The 15104-nt window shown below is 65.4% G+C and carries 14 protein-coding genes, 1 pseudogene and 1 riboswitch; of the genes and pseudogenes, 4 read left to right on the forward strand and 11 right to left on the reverse strand.

Annotation, left to right across the window (positions count from 1 at the left end; translation table 11 throughout):
- Positions 1-3: 3 nt before the first annotated feature.
- From metW to MJ602_RS01320, 3 genes are all read right to left on the reverse strand, one after another.
- Positions 4-591, reverse strand: a complete 588-nt coding sequence (gene metW / locus MJ602_RS01310) for a methionine biosynthesis protein MetW (RefSeq protein ID WP_243019078.1) — start codon at positions 589-591, stop codon at positions 4-6.
- On the reverse strand, positions 588-1715 hold the full coding sequence (metX, locus tag MJ602_RS01315) for a homoserine O-succinyltransferase MetX (RefSeq protein WP_243019079.1): 1128 nt from the start codon (positions 1713-1715) through the stop codon (positions 588-590). The genes metW and metX overlap by 4 nt, the downstream gene beginning before the upstream one ends.
- A gap of 126 nt (positions 1716-1841) precedes the next feature.
- The gene (locus tag MJ602_RS01320; protein ID WP_243019080.1) at positions 1842-2405 is read right to left on the reverse strand and encodes a TMEM165/GDT1 family protein; all 564 of its coding nucleotides are present in this window, start codon (positions 2403-2405) and stop codon (positions 1842-1844) included.
- A 24-nt stretch (positions 2406-2429) separates the two neighbouring features.
- Positions 2430-2609, reverse strand: a riboswitch (yybP-ykoY riboswitch).
- A gap of 227 nt (positions 2610-2836) precedes the next feature.
- Between MJ602_RS01320 and MJ602_RS01325 the strand changes: the two genes are divergently transcribed.
- Together MJ602_RS01325 and MJ602_RS01330 are read left to right on the forward strand one after the other, a co-directional pair.
- Positions 2837-3178, forward strand: coding sequence for an RNA recognition motif domain-containing protein (locus MJ602_RS01325; protein WP_243019081.1), 342 nt, complete (start codon positions 2837-2839; stop codon positions 3176-3178).
- 258 nt (positions 3179-3436) lie between these two features.
- Complete coding sequence (locus MJ602_RS01330; protein ID WP_162017903.1) at positions 3437-3940, forward strand: RNA recognition motif domain-containing protein; 504 nt, start codon at positions 3437-3439, stop codon at positions 3938-3940.
- Positions 3941-4005: 65 nt separating this feature from the next.
- Here MJ602_RS01330 and MJ602_RS01335 read toward each other — a convergent pair whose 3' ends face one another.
- From MJ602_RS01335 to MJ602_RS01350, 4 genes are read right to left on the reverse strand one after another with little or no spacing between them, the layout of a single operon-like run.
- Positions 4006-4782 (reverse strand): SDR family oxidoreductase, encoded by a 777-nt coding sequence (locus MJ602_RS01335; protein ID WP_243019082.1) that lies wholly within the window; start codon positions 4780-4782, stop codon positions 4006-4008.
- 32 nt (positions 4783-4814) lie between these two features.
- Complete coding sequence (lptC, locus tag MJ602_RS01340; RefSeq protein WP_162017901.1) at positions 4815-5423, reverse strand: LPS export ABC transporter periplasmic protein LptC; 609 nt, start codon at positions 5421-5423, stop codon at positions 4815-4817.
- Positions 5420-5971, reverse strand: a complete 552-nt coding sequence (locus MJ602_RS01345; RefSeq protein WP_243019083.1) for a KdsC family phosphatase — start codon at positions 5969-5971, stop codon at positions 5420-5422. Before MJ602_RS01345 ends, lptC begins: the two co-directional genes overlap by 4 nt.
- Complete coding sequence (locus tag MJ602_RS01350) at positions 5968-6969, reverse strand: KpsF/GutQ family sugar-phosphate isomerase (RefSeq protein WP_243019084.1); 1002 nt, start codon at positions 6967-6969, stop codon at positions 5968-5970. Before MJ602_RS01350 ends, MJ602_RS01345 begins: the two co-directional genes overlap by 4 nt.
- A gap of 60 nt (positions 6970-7029) precedes the next feature.
- On the opposite strand from MJ602_RS01350, the gene MJ602_RS01355 reads away from it, so the two are divergent.
- The gene (locus MJ602_RS01355; protein ID WP_243019085.1) at positions 7030-9015 is read left to right on the forward strand and encodes a monovalent cation:proton antiporter family protein; all 1986 of its coding nucleotides are present in this window, start codon (positions 7030-7032) and stop codon (positions 9013-9015) included.
- On the opposite strand, the gene MJ602_RS01360 is transcribed toward MJ602_RS01355, so the two are convergent.
- Entirely contained in the window at positions 9016-11454 is a 2439-nt protein-coding gene (locus MJ602_RS01360) for a putative bifunctional diguanylate cyclase/phosphodiesterase (protein ID WP_243019086.1), read from the reverse strand.
- 153 nt (positions 11455-11607) lie between these two features.
- Here MJ602_RS01360 and MJ602_RS01365 point away from each other — a divergent pair, with 153 nt between their 5' ends.
- Positions 11608-12165, forward strand: coding sequence for an adenine phosphoribosyltransferase (locus MJ602_RS01365; RefSeq protein ID WP_243019087.1), 558 nt, complete (start codon positions 11608-11610; stop codon positions 12163-12165).
- An 18-nt stretch (positions 12166-12183) separates the two neighbouring features.
- On the opposite strand, the gene MJ602_RS01370 is transcribed toward MJ602_RS01365, so the two are convergent.
- The 3 genes and pseudogenes from MJ602_RS01370 to mnmE form a co-directional block, all read right to left on the reverse strand.
- Entirely contained in the window at positions 12184-12945 is a 762-nt protein-coding gene (locus tag MJ602_RS01370; RefSeq protein ID WP_243019088.1) for a hypothetical protein, read from the reverse strand.
- A 130-nt stretch (positions 12946-13075) separates the two neighbouring features.
- Positions 13076-13567: pseudogene (locus MJ602_RS01375) on the reverse strand (Crp/Fnr family transcriptional regulator).
- 72 nt (positions 13568-13639) lie between these two features.
- Positions 13640-15061 (reverse strand): tRNA uridine-5-carboxymethylaminomethyl(34) synthesis GTPase MnmE, encoded by a 1422-nt coding sequence (gene mnmE, locus MJ602_RS01380; RefSeq protein ID WP_243019089.1) that lies wholly within the window; start codon positions 15059-15061, stop codon positions 13640-13642.
- Between the last annotated feature and the right edge of the window lie 43 nt (positions 15062-15104).

Consider the following 15104-nt stretch of genomic DNA (forward strand, 5'->3'; position numbering starts at 1 on the left):
ATTTTATGCAGAGCGCTCGAAATGGAACACCGCCGTCCCGGCCAGCGCATTGGGCAGGAAGCGCACGGCCTGGCCCTCCTGCAGGCCGAAGGCATCGAGGATGCGCAGCCGGTTCTTCTGCGCCAGCGCCTCGAAATCCTTGTAGGTGCCGACGCGGATGTTGGGCGTGTCGTACCACTGGTAGGGCAGGCGGCGCGTGACCGGCATGCGCCCGCGCAGCACGGACAGGCGGTTGGGCCAGTGCGCGAAGTTGGGGAAGGCGACGATGCCGGTGCGCCCCACGCGCGCGGTCTCGCGCAGCATGACCTCGGCGTTGCGCAGGTGCTGCAGGGTGTCGATCTGCAGCACCACGTCGAACGAGGCGTCGCCGAACATGGCCAGGCCTTCGTCGAGGTTGAGCTGGATGACGTTCACGCCCCGGCGCACGCAGGCCAGCACATTGGCGTCGGCGATCTCGATGCCGTAGCCGCTGCAGCCGCGTTCGCGCTGCAGGTAGTCGAGCATGCTGCCGTCGCCGCAGCCCAGGTCGAGCACGCGCGAGCCTTCGGGCACGAGGCGCGCCAGGGCTTGCATGGTGGCTTTCTCGGTCATGCCAGCTCCTTTGCAATGCTATCAAAATAAGAGCTCATGACGCTCATGTAGCGGGCGTCATCGAGCAAAAAGGCATCATGCCCGTGGGGCGCGTCGATCTCGGCGTAGCTCACGTCGCGGCGGTTGTCGAGCAGGGCCTTGACGATTTCGCGCGAGCGCTTGGGCGAGAAGCGCCAGTCGGTGGTGAAGCTGACCAGCAGGAACTTCGCCGTGGCGCGCGCCAGGGCCTGGGTGAGGTTGCCGCCAAAGGCGCGCGCGGGGTCGAAGTAGTCGAGCGCGCGCGTGATCAGCAGGTAGGTGTTGGCGTCGAAATAGTCGCTGAACTTGTCGCCCTGGTAGCGCAGGTAGCTCTCGATCTGGAACTCGACGTCCTGGGTGCTGTATTTGAGGTCGAGGCCCTCCCGGAGCTGGCGCCCGAACTTCTCGTTCATCACGTCGTCGCTCAAATACGTGATGTGGCCGATCATGCGCGCGATGCGCAGGCCGCGCTTGGGGATCACGCCGTGCCGGTAGAAGTGGCCGCCGTGAAAGTCCGGGTCGGTGACGATGGCGCGGCGCGCCACCTCGTTGAAGGCGATGTTCTCGGCCGTGAGGTTGGGCGCACTGGCCACCACCACCGCATGGCGCATGCGCTCGGGGTACTGCAGGGTCCACGACAGCGCCTGCATGCCGCCCAGGCTGCCGCCGAGCACGGCTGCCAGTTGCGTGATGCCCAGGCGGTCGAGCAGGCGGGCCTGGGCGTTGACCCAGTCCTCCACGGTGACCACGGGGAAGTCGGCGCCATAGATCTCGCCGGTGTCGGGATGCGTGTGCATGGGGCCGGTGGAGCCGAAGCACGAGCCCAGGTTGTTCACGCCAATGACGAAGAAGCGGTTGGTGTCCACGCTCTTGCCGGGCCCGATCATGTTGTCCCACCAGCCCTCGCTCTTGTCCTGGCCCTCGTACCTGCCCGCCACATGGTGCGAGGCGTTGAGCGCGTGGCACACCAGCACGGCGTTGGAGCGGTCGGCGTTGAGCTGGCCGTAGGTCTCGAAGGCGAGGTGGTAGTCGCGAATGGCGGCACCGCTTTGCAGCGGCAGCGCCTCCGGAAAATGCATCGACTGGGGCGTGGCAATGAACGACATAAAAAAACCCGGTAACGCTAAAAACGGTACCGGGTCGGCTGTCGGACGGTCTTTAGCTGAATTTATTAAGCGCCCGCAAGCTGTGGCAAATCGGCGCGTCCGGCAACTATAGCAAAACCCGCAGGTTCAGGCGGGTACCCACAATGCCAGGATGCCCAGCACCAGGAAGATGCCGGCCGACACCACATGCACGGTGCGCAGCGGAATGCGCCGCGTGATGCGCTCGCCCAGCCACACCACGGGCGCGTTGGCCAGCATCATGCCCAGCGTGGTGCCGGCCACCACCCACAGCCAGCCGCTGTACTGGGCGGCCAGCATGACGGTGGCGATCTGCGTCTTGTCACCCATCTCGGCCAGGAAGAAGGCCACGACCGTGGTGCCGAAGACGCCCCAGCGCGGGCCTTCGCCGGTGTCGCCGTCTTCAAGCTTGTCGGGGATCAGCATCCACACCGCCATGGCGATGAACGACACGCCCAGCACCCAGCGCAGCATCTGCGGCCCGATCAGCGTGGTGATCCAGGCTCCGGCGGCGCCAGCCAATGCGTGGTTGAACACGGTGGCCACGAAGATGCCCCAGACAATGGGCCAGGGCTTGCGGAAACGCGCCGCCAGCACGAGCGCGAGCAACTGGGTCTTGTCGCCCATTTCGGCGAGGGCGACGATGGAGGTGGAGACGAGGAAGGCTTCCATGGCGGGGATATCAGTGGCGGCCGGACGTGTGGTGCGAATGCATCGACCGCACCCCGGCTCCGGCCCATTGGACGGTGTGCGGTCAATGGTCTCGCCCATCCGTGGACTGCAGATGCCATGGTGCGTGAGGCACCAAGTGTGTTGACATCCGCTCCCTGGCACTGGCTGCCAGGGCCGGCTACTCCCCAAAGACCCGCGCATTGTAGCGGCCCGCGTCCCGCCGAAATGCCCGCCAAATGTTGCGGCAAACCAAGGCCCAATAAATAAAAAGTGGGCTGGACGCCAATTTGCCTGATAATGGGCCCGCTTTTTCGCTTTGCGGAAAGGCAGAGAGTCAGCGGTGAATGGTCAGTTTCGCGTCTTTGAAGTCGTCACAGGTTTGTTGATAGCGTCGGACTCCATCGCAGTTTTTGTATTTTAAGGAGTCCCTCATGGGCAACAAACTTTACGTGGGCAACCTGCCCTACTCGTTCCGCGACAACGATCTGGAACAATCCTTCAGCCAGTACGGCGCCGTGTCCAGCGCCAAGGTGATGATGGAGCGCGACACCGGCCGTTCCAAGGGTTTCGGTTTTGTCGAAATGGGCAGCCCGGCCGAAGCGCAAGCCGCCATCGCAGGCCTGCACGGTCAGAACCATGGCGGCCGTGACCTGGTGGTCAACATCGCCCGCCCCATGGAGCCCCGCGCCCCGCGCAGCGGTGGTTTCGGTGGTGGCTTTGGCGGCGGTGGCCGCGGCAACGGCGGCGGCTTCGGCGGCCGCAGCAGCTACTGAGCCACTGACGGGCTCTGAGCCCCACAAGGAGCCTGTTTCAGGCTCCTTTTTTATGCGCCAGGCGCGGCAAACGCGCCACAGGGGGTAAAAACCCTTGCTTTGCTGAGCAAACGCAGGCACATAATAGGATTGCAGGAAATTCTGCTTTCCGGTTTGCGGTGATCCGTCGGTTTCACGCAGCGTGCATCGTTGAGATAGGCTGGTTGCGTTTTCGGGGCTCCATCGCTTTTTTTCTTGTGTTTTTTCAGGAGTCCCTCAATGGGCAACAAACTGTACGTGGGCAACCTGCCCTACAGCGTGCGTGACAACGATCTGGAACAGGCCTTCGGCGCCTTCGGCAGCGTCAGCAGTGCCAAGGTGATGATGGAGCGCGACACAGGCCGCTCCAAAGGCTTCGGCTTTGTCGAAATGGGCAGCGACGCTGAAGCCCAGGCCGCCATCAATGGCATGAACGGCCAATCGCTCGGTGGCCGCGCCATCGTGGTGAACGAAGCACGTCCCATGGAGCCGCGCCCCCCCCGTTCGGGTGGTGGCTTTGGCGGCGGCGGCTTTGGCGGCGGTGGCCGCTCGGGCGGCTTCGGCGGTGGTCGCAGCGAAGGTGGCTACGGTGGCGGCGGTGGCCGTGAAGGTGGCTATGGTGGCGGCGGCCGTGGCGAAGGCGGCGGTGGCGGTTTCCGCAGCCCCTACGGCTCGGGCCCGCGCGGCGGCGGTGGTGGTGGTCGCGGCAATGGCGGCGGCTACGGCAACGGCGGCGGTTACTGATCGCTGTTGGCTACCCAGGCCTCCCCACAAAAAAAAGCTCCTTCGGGAGCTTTTTTTGTGGGCGTTCACTTGCTTTGCCGGTGTTTGCGCGGGCGCCCGGCAAGCAGGCGATCGAACACCGCATTGGGCAGCAGGCGCAGCAGTTTGGCCACCACCCCCATCTGCCAGGGAATGACACAGTAGCTCACACCAGCACGCTCGGCCGCAAAGGCGCGGTCGGCAAAATCCTCAGGCTGCATCAAAAAGGGCATGGCGTAGCGGTTCTGGCGCGTCAAGGGGGTGTCGATGTAGCCAGGGCTGATGGTGCTGACCCCCACGCCGGTGCCGCGCAGTTCGCCGCGCAGGCTTTCGCAGTAGCTGATGACGGCTGCCTTGCTTGCACAGTAGGCACCATGCCCGGGCAGCCCCCGGATGCCAGCCACGCTGGCAACGCCCACCAGGCGCCCACTGCCCCGCTGCACCATGGGCGTGATGAAAGGCTGAAAGGTGGCTGCCGTGCCCACCGTGTTGGTCGCCAGAACCTGGGCCATGGTGGCGATGTCTTCGCGCAGCGCGGTGTCCACGCCCACGCTGATGCCTGCGTTGGCTATCACTACGTCGGGCACGCCCTGGCGCTGCAGGCAGTCTTGCCCCGCGGCGGCAATGCTGTCTGGCTGCGCCACATCTGCGCTATAAATTTCATAGCTGCCGGCGCTTATTCCGTTTGCCTCAGCCCATGATTTGATCTCATGTGTGCGGCGAGCGACCAAGGCCAGTCGCCACCCGGCGCGCAGGTAACGCGCCGCCAGGGCCTGCCCGATGCCGCTGGAGGCGCCGGTGATGAAAACCAGGGGAGCAGTCATGCCCTTGCCTCCTTCGAAATCGGAACGTCCATTCAGCGTGCGGGCCCAAGCACACCCCGTACCCGGCCGCGCAACTGGAGCACCTGCTCCAGGTGGTCGTATTCCAGGCTGTCTGCGGTGAAGCGGTCCTTGCTGCCGCGCAGCAGCGTGACGGGAAGGTGCGAGCGCACGCGTTCCTCCTGTGGCCAGGCGTGCAGGAAGTCGCCACGGAACTCCAGGCGCGGCTGGGCCTTGCCGTTGACCACGGCAGCTTCGCGCACCACCACAGCGTTGCCCAGAAGCTGGACTTCGGTGCCGTCGGCGTTGCTGAGGGCCCGATCCGCCGTGGCCACGATCACACGGTCGCCTTTGCCCTGCGAATGGATGCGAACCTGGTCGATTTCGAGCGTATCGGTATCGGGGTAGTGGCGCGCCACCGCGCCCCGCACCTCGGTCTGCAAGCGCCCATCGGGGCCAAAGCTACGCACGGACAAACCGCTCATGTGGTAATCAGGCTCATGGCGCGGTGCGGCGGCAGGCCGCAGTTCCTGGGGTTGGGGCGCATTGCGCACCAGCCACCAGGTGCCCAGCGCCATCAGGCCCATGAGGACCACCGGCAAATAGAGCGAGAGCCTGTCCCAGGCCTGGCGCAAACGGGTCATGGCGCGGTGTAATGGTCCAGCAACCGGGCATAACGGCCACTGGCCACCAGCAGCAGGTCGCAGAATTCGCGCACGGCACCGTCACCGCCCCGTGCCTGGGTCACGTGGTGGGCCATGGCACGGACCTCCACATGGGCATTGGCCGGCGCACAGGCGAAGGCGCTGTGCCGCATCATCGGCAGGTCTGGCCAATCGTCGCCCATGGCGGCGGCCTGTGCCCAACCCAAGCCCAGCGTGGCAAGAATCTGCTCGGCCGCCGGGCGCTTGTCTTCAGTGCCGTACACAGCATGCTCCACGCCCAGCGCGTGCAGGCGCAGGCGCAATGCGGCAGAGTCGCGCCCTGTCACCACGGCGGGAACGATGCCCGCCTGTTGCAGCAGCTTGATACCATGGCCGTCCAGGGTGTGAAAGCGCTTGAGCGTCTCACCCGCCTCGCTGAAATAGAGCCCGCCATCGGTGAGCACGCCATCGACATCGAAAAAGGCCACGCGCACGTCCTGCGCGGCCAGCAACAGCTCGGGTGGGAACTGAAGAACGGGGTTGTTCATATCACCTTCGCACGCATCAGGTCGCCAATGTGCACGATGCCGGACAGGCGCCCATCGCCATCGACCACAAGCACGCTGGTGATGCCGTGCGTTTCCATCATTTCGGCTGCGTCCACGGCAAGCGCCTGGTCGGCAATGGTGCGCGGCCCGGCATGCATGACCTGGGCGGCCGTGGCCTGGCGCAGGTCGGCCCCAGCCTCAATGCGGCGGCGCAGATCACCATCGGTGAAGATGCCGACCGGCCGCTCCTGGCCATCGACCACGGCGGCAGCGCCCAGGCCCTTGGCGCTCATTTCGCGCATGAGATCGCTGAAAACGGTATCGGGCGCCACGCGGGGCACCTGGGTTCCGGTGCGCATCACGTCTTCCACCAGGGTGAGCAGCTTGCGCCCCAGCGCGCCGCCCGGATGCGAGCGGGCAAAGTCCTCGGGGCGGAACCCGCGGGCATCCAGCAATGCCACGGCCAGCGCGTCACCCATGGCCATCTGGGCCGTGGTGCTGGTGGTGGGCGCCAGGTTGTGCGGACAGGCTTCGCGCTCCACAGCGCAATCGAGCACCACATCGGCATGGCGGGCCAGGGTGGAGTCCAGCCCGCCGGTCATGGCGATGAGCGGCACGCCCAGGCGCTTGATCACGGGCAGGATGGCCGTGAGCTCGCTGACCTCGCCGCTGTTGGACAAGGCCAGCACCACGTCACCAGGGGTGACCATGCCCAGGTCACCGTGGCTGGCCTCGGCGGGGTGCACAAAGAATGCCGGCGTGCCGGTAGAGGCCAGGGTGGCAGCAATCTTGCGCCCCACATGGCCGCTTTTCCCCATGCCCATGACCACCACCCGCCCGGGCACCTGCAGCATGCATTGCACCGCCTGGGCAAAGCGATTGTCCAGACGCCCGGCCAGCGCCTGCAGGGCGGCCGCCTCGATGTCGAAGGTTTCCCTCGCCAGGCGCAGCGCCTGGGCAGGGTCGAAGGGGCGCTGCGCGCCGATCGCTGCTTGCATGGACAGGATTCTATCGACCGCCGCCTCATCAAACCGGACGACGTCGGATAGCATCGGGAGATGTCTTCGCTCGCCCTCACCCTCTTGTACCTGCTGGCTGCCGTGCTGGGGGTGGTGGCCTGCCGCAGCCTCAAGCTGCCCCCCATGCTGGGCTACCTGGCCGCGGGCATCCTGATTGGCCCGCACGCCCTGGCGTTGGCGCAGAACTCCGAAAGCGTGCGCCATCTAGGCGAGTTCGGTGTGGTGTTCCTGATGTTCGCCATCGGGCTGGAGTTCAGCCTGCCCAAGTTGCGCGCCATGCGCAAGCAAGTGTTCGGGCTGGGTCTGTTGCAGGTGGCGGCCACGATGCTGGCAGCGGTGATCGGCACGCTGGTGTTGGCACGCTGGCTGGGCGGCGTATGGGACGTGGGTTGGCAGACGGCCGTGGCCCTGGCCGGCACCATGGCCATGAGCAGTACGGCCATCGTCGGCAAGCTCCTGGCCGAGCGCGCCGAGCTGGAGAGCGAACACGGGCGCCAGATCATGGGCATTCTGCTGTTCCAGGATCTGGCGGTGGTGCCGCTGCTGGTGCTGGTGCCCGCGCTGGGCTCTTCGCCCGACGAGTTGCTCCTGGCGCTGGGCCTGGCGCTGGTCAAGGCCACGGTGCTGGTGGGGCTGCTGCTGACGGGCGGGCAAAAGTTCATGCGCTGGTGGCTCACGCAGGTGGCGCGGCGCAAGAGCGAAGAGCTGTTCATGCTGAACCTGCTGCTCATCACCCTGGGCCTGGCCTGGCTGACCGAGCTGGCCGGGCTGAGCCTGGCGCTGGGCGCCTTCATCGCCGGAGTGCTGGTGTCCGAAACCGAGTACCGGCACCAGGTGGGCACGGATATCCGCCCCTTCCATGACGTGTTGCTGGGGCTGTTCTTCATCACCATCGGCATGATGCTTGACTGGCACATCCTCATAGAGCAATGGGCGCTGGTGCTGCTGCTGCTGGTGGCGCCGCTGCTGCTCAAGCTGGGCATCATCCTGCTGCTGGCGCGCAGCATGGGGGCCACCACCGGGGTAGCGCTGCGCACTGGCCTCTTCCTGGCGCAGGCCGGGGAGTTCGGCTTTGTGCTGCTGTCGCTCACGCAGCAAAGCGGCTTGATCCGTCCGGCGCTGCTGAACCCCATTCTGGCGGCCATGGTGCTGTCCATGCTGGCCACGCCCTTCCTGATCCAGTACAGCAACTGGATCGTGATGAAGTTGGTGGCCAGCGACTGGCTGCAGCAATCGCTGCAGATGACCACCATTGCACGCAAATCCATCGGCACCAGCGGCCATGTGGTGATCTGCGGCTTTGGCCGATGCGGACAGAACCTGGCACGCATGCTGGAGCACGAGGGCATTCCGTACATGGCACTGGACCTGGACCCCGACCGCGTGCGCCAGGCGGCAGCCGCCGGGCATTCGGTGGTGTATGGCGACGCCTCGCGCCTGCAGGCGCTGATGGCGGCAGGCCTGGTGCGCGCACGCGCCGTGGCGGTGACCTACCTGGATATCCAATCCTCGCTCAAGGTACTGGCCAACACGCGCACCCATGCACCACAAATACCGGTGGTGGTGCGCACCCAGGACGACCTGCACCTGGACAAGCTGCGCAATGCGGGCGCGACCGAGGTGGTGCCCGAGGCCATCGAAGGCTCACTGATGCTGGCCAGCCATGCCCTGGCCCTGGTGGGTGTGCCCATGCGCCGGGTGCTACGCCTGGTGCAAGACCAGCGTGACGCACGCTACAACCTGCTGCGCGGCTACTTCCACGGGGCCGACGACGACACCGCCAACGAAATAGACCAGGAGCGCATGACCACGGTCACGCTGCCGCCGGGTGCCGCCACCGTGGGTCAGGCGCTGGGGCAACTGGCATTGCATGCCATGGGTGTGAAGGTGGTGAACCTGCGCCACAGCAATGGGCGCATGAGCGCTCCGCTGGACGAGATCGCGCTCGCCGTGGGCGACACACTCGTGCTGTCAGGCCATCCGGCCGCGCTGGCGCTGGCCGAGGACCGCCTGCTGCGCGGCTGATCACAGCGTGTCGGCGGGACCCGGGCGACCGAAGAGGTAGCCCTGGAAACGCTGGCAGCCGTTGCGCAGCAGGAATTTGCGCTGCGCATGGGTCTCGACGCCCTCGGCCACCACCTCCAGTCCCAGGCTGCGCCCCAACGCAATGACGGTGCAGGCGATGGCGGCATCGTTCGGATCGGTCAACACATCGCGCACAAAGCTCTGGTCGATCTTGAGCTGGTCCAGTGGCAAGCGCTTGAGGTAGCTCAGCGACGAGTAGCCCGTGCCAAAGTCATCGATGGAGAAGCCCACGCCCTGTTTGCGCAGGGCCTGCATCTTGGCAATGGAGTCCTCCACGTCCTGCAGCAACAGGCTCTCGGTCAGCTCCAGCTTGAGCAAGCCGGCGTCGGCACCAGTCTGTTGCAGGATATCGAGCACCTGCGCCACGAAATCGGGGTGGCGAAATTCACGCGCACTGACGTTGACCGCCAGCGTCCAGTGGCAGCGCACCGGATCTGCCGCCCAGCGCATGAGCTGCACACAGGCCGCCTGCAACACCAGGCGACCCAGGCTGTGGATGAGGCCGGTCTGTTCGCTCAAGGGGATGAATTCCCCCGGCGGCACCATGCCCCGCTGCGGATGCATCCAGCGCACCAAGGCTTCAGCACCCTGCACCTGGCCTGCCGCATCGACCACGGGCTGGTAATGCAGGCAGAACTCCATGCGCTCCAATCCCTGGCGTACATCGGCCTCCAGGGCAGCGCGCGCCGACGCCTGGGCCTGCATCGCCGGGTCGAAAAAGCTCATGGCGTTGCGGCCCTGGGCCTTGGCCTGGTACATGGCCATGTCGGCGCGTTGCAGCAATTCCAGCACCGAAAGCTGGGCGTCCTGGAACAACGCAATACCGATGCTGGGCGGGCAGTGCAGTTCGGCACCTGTGAGCGCGTAGGGCACATTGAGCTGCATCAGGATTTTCTGGGCCACCGCCTCCGCCTGCATGGCTGCCTCTGCGGCCTGCGCATCCAGGCCTTGCAGCACCACGACAAACTCGTCGCCCCCCAACCGCGCCACGGTGTCGGTGGTGCGAACGCACTGGCACAGGCGGATACCGGCTTGGCGCAACAACTCGTCACCCCATTCATGGCCCAGGGTGTCGTTCACGTCCTTGAAGTGATCCAGGTCCAGGTACAGCAGCGCGCCATGGCTGGCGCTGCGCCCGCATTGGGCCAGCGCCTGCTCCAGGCGCTCGATCAGCAGGCGACGGTTGGGCAGGTGGGTGAGCTCGTCATAAAAGGCCAAGCGCTGGATTTCAGCTTCGGCCTGCTTTTGGCGCGTGATGTTGCGCGCCACACCCATGTAGCCAGTGAACCGCCCTGCGTCATCGAACACTGGCTCGCCGCTCACACTGACCCAGACCGTGGTGCCGTCCGGGGCCTGGCGTTGGACCTCGAAATCGTGAAACGGCTGGCGGGCGTACAGCAGGGCGCGGTGCGCGCTCCACTGTGCTTCGCTCGCCACGACATCGGGCAGATCCCAGCGTGTCAGGCCGTAGTGGTCCTCATAGGACATCGCGAGACTCTGTCGCGCGCTGCCTTCCAGGCGCACAAAGCGCAGTTCGGCATCCTGCTCCCAAAACCAGTCGGAGGACAGATGCGTGAGACTGCGCCAGCGCGTCTCGCTCTGGCGCAGCGCTTCCTGGGCAGCGAGGTAGTCGGTCACGTCGGTGTAGGTACGCACCAAGCCTCCGCCGGGGAGCATGCGGGTGCGGGCCTCCAGGTAGCGACCCTGCGCCGTGCGCCGCAGGTACACCTCCGGCGACTGGGTGTGGTGGGGCTGGCCGCTGACGAACGAGCCCAGGTATTCCCGTGATGTGGCGTCCCAGCCAATGTACGCCGCGTCAAAATCGCCGCGGTCTTTTTGGAACTGCAGCACCTCGTCCATGGCGGGCTGATGCTCCAGCAAAGCACTCGGCAAATCCAGCAACTCCTGCATGCGATGGTTGTGCACCCGGATACGGCCATCGGCGTCGATGAGCACCACCCCCTGCGAAATGCTGTCCACCACGCGTTGCAGGGTCTGTTGTGCCTCGTGCGGGATCTGCGCGTCCTGATGCTGGGACTGAAGCAACCCCAGTTCACGCAGACACTGGAGCAGGGCTACGGTATCTCCGTCCCGCACCCCATGCACCGGACCCAGAGCCTGGGAGATTTCCCCATCTGGCGGTAGCAGCAGTACCAGGGGGACACCCTGCCAGCCGGAGGGCAAGGACTGAGGCAGGGTCTTTCGTAGCGCCCAGGGCAGCACGACCGCATCGACCGCATGCTGCTCCAGCAAAGACTGAGCGATTTCCACGGAAGCTGCGACCAACCACTGCCCCTGCAGCCCGTCCTGGCCAGATGCGGCACGCAGGGCGCCGTGGAGGGCGCCACCTTCGTCGAGCAGCAAAATGGTGGGAGGCATGTCAAGACCTGGGGGGCTGCACCAGCTCGATCCGAGGGGTGCATGCGCAACCATTATGCGGCGCTAGTGCTCCTGTGCGGTGTTTCTGTATCCATTTGTTTACACTGTGCCCGTCTGCACCATTGGGGCTGTTCCGCCCCGGCTATTTGCTCTATGACCACCCCTTTCAGCATCCAAGACTACCTGCGTGAACACATTCGCACGGTGCCCGACTGGCCTGCACCGGGCGTGCAGTTCAGGGACATCACACCGCTGCTGCAGAACCCCAAGGTGTTCCGAGTGCTGATCGACGCATTTGTGCACCGCTATATGGACCCCGCCTTGCGCCCCGATGTGGTGGCTGGCCTGGATGCACGCGGCTTTATCCTGGGCGCGGTGGTCGCCTACGAACTCAATGTGGGCTTCGTCCCCATCCGCAAGAAAGGCAAGCTGCCCTTCACGACGGTGGAGGAAACCTACGAGCTGGAGTACGGCAGCGCAACGGTCGAGTTGCACACCGATGCCGTGCGCCCTGGCGACAAGGTGCTGCTGATTGACGACCTGATCGCCACCGGCGGCACCATGATGGCAGGCAAAAAATTGCTGGAAAAGCTGGGCGCGCAGGTCATGGAAGGCGCTGCCATCGTCGATTTGCCCGAACTCGGCGGCTCAGACCGCCTGCGCGAGGGCGGTCTGGCGCTGTTCACCCTGGTGAATTTTGCCGGGCATTGAGCCCGGCATCCCACCGACTCACAAGTCGCCGTACTGTGTTCCGCTGAGGCCTTGCGGACGGGAATCGGGCATTTCCGTGTCCTCGAAGTCCAGCCGCTGGGGCTCGGGGCGGCTGGGGCCAGAACGCACCGGCACGCCGGTGGCCGCCGCCGCAGGGCGCGCTGCCGTGGCCAGGGCCTGTTTGAAAGCGGCCACTTCGTCGGCTTCGATGGGATCGAAACGCGGACCCGCGGGGCGCTGCGGGGGCGGCGTGGCGGCTGTACGTGGCGCTGGGGTGCCAGACGCAGCGGCAGCAGCGGGGGCTGCCTGCGGCCGGGGTACCGGTGCTTTCTGCGGCATGCCCACGGCCACATGGTCGTTGAGGCGCCAATACACTGCATTGACCGCAATGTCGTAACGCGCCTTGGCGGTCTGTGCAATCAGTGCCTCGATCTCGCTCAGGCGTGTGGTGTCACCACCGTATTCCCGGGCTATGTCCATCATCACCAGGAACTGGCGACCGCGCTGATCCAGCGACAGCACCTTGAACTTGTAGCTGGCCGAAAGCACGGCCGCCTTCACCATGGCGTCGCGAACCACGGAATAGAGCAGTTCGCGCCGCTCCATGCGTTCGTTCTTGCGGTTCGCCGCATGGTCGGGGGGTGGGGCCTCAAGCGTGGACCGGCCATCACGGCCAGGCACCAGCGGAACGGTGGCGTCGGCGTTGAGCAAGCCCGTAGGCTCCATCGGCTTGGCTTTGGCCGGCGCCTTTTTGGGCAAAAACCAGCTGAACAGTGACATGGCGGGCTTCCTCGAAGGGCTTCTGGCAAGAACGTTTGTTGCAACGCGCAAAGAGTGTAACTGCATGCGGAGTCGTCCTTGTGTGATGAGTAACCGGGATTTCCCTTGCCCGCCATGGCGCTAAGGCCTGTCAGGTCGTTGCGACGCGCCGCTTGCGATTGCCCAGGCGCTTGGCCAGCACAGCACCGGCAGCCATCACGACGGCAAGGGCGATGGCAGGCTGGCGGTTGCCCAGTTCGGAAAAGCGCAGTGGCGTGAGGTTCCACAGCTTGCAGGCCGCTGCCGCCTGCACGGTGGCTCAGCGGGGGCGGTGCGAGAAAAAGGCGCCTTCCCCGACCACGGAGCCGGGGTTGACGATCGCCATGCGCAAGCGGCCTTTCTCGTCTTCATAGTGAACGCTGAGGTTGCCGCTTTCCACGAAGTACAGCGTGCGGTCGTTGGCACCCTGGTTGATGAGCAGTTGCCCTGGGGCCAGATGGCAGGGCTGGAGATAGGCGGAAAAGAGCTCCCATTGCTCAGGCTTGAGCGGGTTGCTCAGGCTGTCTTCCGCCGTGGCCTGGACGATGGCGTTGATCAGCCCTTGGACGTCCTGTTTGGTCAGGGTGGTAGTGGCGACATTCATAGACCAACGAAGCTATCCGTATTGGCGCTTGCGCACAAGCACCGTTTACCCCTGCTTACACTTCGCAGGCCTTCATTTTCCGATGCAGAAGCTGGAAAAAATGACGCCCAACAAATCGTCGGAACTGAATTCGCCCGTGATGTCGCTCACTGCGTTCTGCGCCAGTCGCAGCTCTTCGGCGAGCAGATCCAGCGCAGGCCCGCTGGCATCGAGCTGCGCAGCCGCTTCCGCCAGGTGATGCTGCGCCAGTTGCAGCGCCTGCACATGGCGAGCGCGGGCAATGCATACCCCCTCGGGCGCCGCCTGCCAACCTGCCATTTCCAGCAGGCGCTGGCGCAGAAGCTCCAGCCCCTCGCCTGTACGCGCAGACAGACGCACACCCACGTTGGCCTGGCTGAGGGGAACACTGGCAGCGCCTGCGCAATCGCTTTTGTTCCACACATCGACCACCGGCACCGAGGGCGGCAGGCGCTGCGCCATGGTCTGGGCGATGACTGCGTCTGCCTCTTGGTAGCCAGGATCGGCGCAGCGCACCAGGTCGTGCAAAAACAACACTGCATCGGCCTGCGCGATGGCATCCCAGGCCCGGGCGATGCCGATGCGCTCCACCTCGTCGGCACTGTCGCGCAGACCGGCCGTATCGATCACGTGCAGTGGCACGCCCTCGATCTGTATGGTTTGCTGCACCTTGTCGCGCGTGGTTCCGGCGATGGGGGTGACGATGGCCAGCTCGGCGCCCGCCAGGGCGTTGAGCAGCGAGCTCTTGCCCGCATTGGGCTGACCGGCAATGACCACCTTGATACCCTCGCGCAGCAAGGCCCCCTGGCGGGTGCGCTGCAGCACCTGCGCCATGGTTTGCTCCAAATTCGATAGCTGTCCACGCGCATCTGCCTTGCGCAGGAAGTCGATTTCCTCTTCAGGAAAATCCAGCGTGGCCTCAACCAGCATGCGCAGGTGGATCAGGGCATCGCGCAAGGCATGGATTTCCTGCGAGAACGCACCGTTGAGCGAGCGGCTGGCACTGCGTGCCGCAGCCTCAGTACTGGCGTCGATGAGGTCGGCAATGGCCTCGGCCTGCGCCAGGTCGATCTTGTCGTTGAGGAAGGCACGCTCGGTGAACTCCCCCGGCCGGGCCAGGCGCAGGCCCGCCAGGCGCGGCTGGCCGCTGGCAGGGTCGATTTCGGCCGCGGCCTCCAGGCAACGCGCCAGCAACAACTGCAGCACCACTGGCCCGCCATGGGCCTGCAGTTCCAGCACATCCTCGCCGGTGTAGGAGTGCGGTGCCGGAAAGTACAAGGCCAATCCCTGGTCTATGGGCTGGCCCACCGCATCCCGAAAGGGCAGATAGGTGGCCTCGCGCGCGCGCAGCGCACGACCGCACAGCCCCTCGACCAGCGATGCCAACCCCTTGCCCGACACACGCACGATGCCCACCGCCCCGCGTCCAGGGGCGGTGGCGATGGCGGCGATAGGGTCTTGGTGGCGCGGCAGCATGGTGGAGGGGACTGTACAGGTTTCGGAAAGCACGAAGGCCGCT

Origin of the sequence: Simplicispira sedimenti (assembly GCF_022760965.1) — a bacterium.
Taxonomy (GTDB): domain Bacteria; phylum Pseudomonadota; class Gammaproteobacteria; order Burkholderiales; family Burkholderiaceae_C; genus Simplicispira; species Simplicispira sedimenti.

What these genes read in the sequence shown, in the direction of transcription:
- MJ602_RS01360 (WP_243019086.1), bottom strand. Translation starts at nt 11,454, where the DNA reads ATGCCTCCCACCATTTTGCTGCTCGACGAAGGTGGCGCCCTCCACGGC.
- MJ602_RS01355 (WP_243019085.1), top strand. Translation starts at nt 7,030, where the DNA reads ATGTCTTCGCTCGCCCTCACCCTCTTGTACCTGCTGGCTGCCGTGCTG.
- metW (WP_243019078.1), bottom strand. Translation starts at nt 591, where the DNA reads ATGACCGAGAAAGCCACCATGCAAGCCCTGGCGCGCCTCGTGCCCGAA.
- MJ602_RS01350 (WP_243019084.1), bottom strand. Translation starts at nt 6,969, where the DNA reads ATGCAAGCAGCGATCGGCGCGCAGCGCCCCTTCGACCCTGCCCAGGCG.
- mnmE (WP_243019089.1), bottom strand. Translation starts at nt 15,061, where the DNA reads ATGCTGCCGCGCCACCAAGACCCTATCGCCGCCATCGCCACCGCCCCT.
- MJ602_RS01320 (WP_243019080.1), bottom strand. Translation starts at nt 2,405, where the DNA reads ATGGAAGCCTTCCTCGTCTCCACCTCCATCGTCGCCCTCGCCGAAATG.
- MJ602_RS01370 (WP_243019088.1), bottom strand. Translation starts at nt 12,945, where the DNA reads ATGTCACTGTTCAGCTGGTTTTTGCCCAAAAAGGCGCCGGCCAAAGCC.
- MJ602_RS01325 (WP_243019081.1), top strand. Translation starts at nt 2,837, where the DNA reads ATGGGCAACAAACTTTACGTGGGCAACCTGCCCTACTCGTTCCGCGAC.
- MJ602_RS01335 (WP_243019082.1), bottom strand. Translation starts at nt 4,782, where the DNA reads ATGACTGCTCCCCTGGTTTTCATCACCGGCGCCTCCAGCGGCATCGGG.
- metX (WP_243019079.1), bottom strand. Translation starts at nt 1,715, where the DNA reads ATGTCGTTCATTGCCACGCCCCAGTCGATGCATTTTCCGGAGGCGCTG.
- MJ602_RS01365 (WP_243019087.1), top strand. Translation starts at nt 11,608, where the DNA reads ATGACCACCCCTTTCAGCATCCAAGACTACCTGCGTGAACACATTCGC.
- MJ602_RS01345 (WP_243019083.1), bottom strand. Translation starts at nt 5,971, where the DNA reads ATGAACAACCCCGTTCTTCAGTTCCCACCCGAGCTGTTGCTGGCCGCG.
- lptC (WP_162017901.1), bottom strand. Translation starts at nt 5,423, where the DNA reads ATGACCCGTTTGCGCCAGGCCTGGGACAGGCTCTCGCTCTATTTGCCG.
- MJ602_RS01330 (WP_162017903.1), top strand. Translation starts at nt 3,437, where the DNA reads ATGGGCAACAAACTGTACGTGGGCAACCTGCCCTACAGCGTGCGTGAC.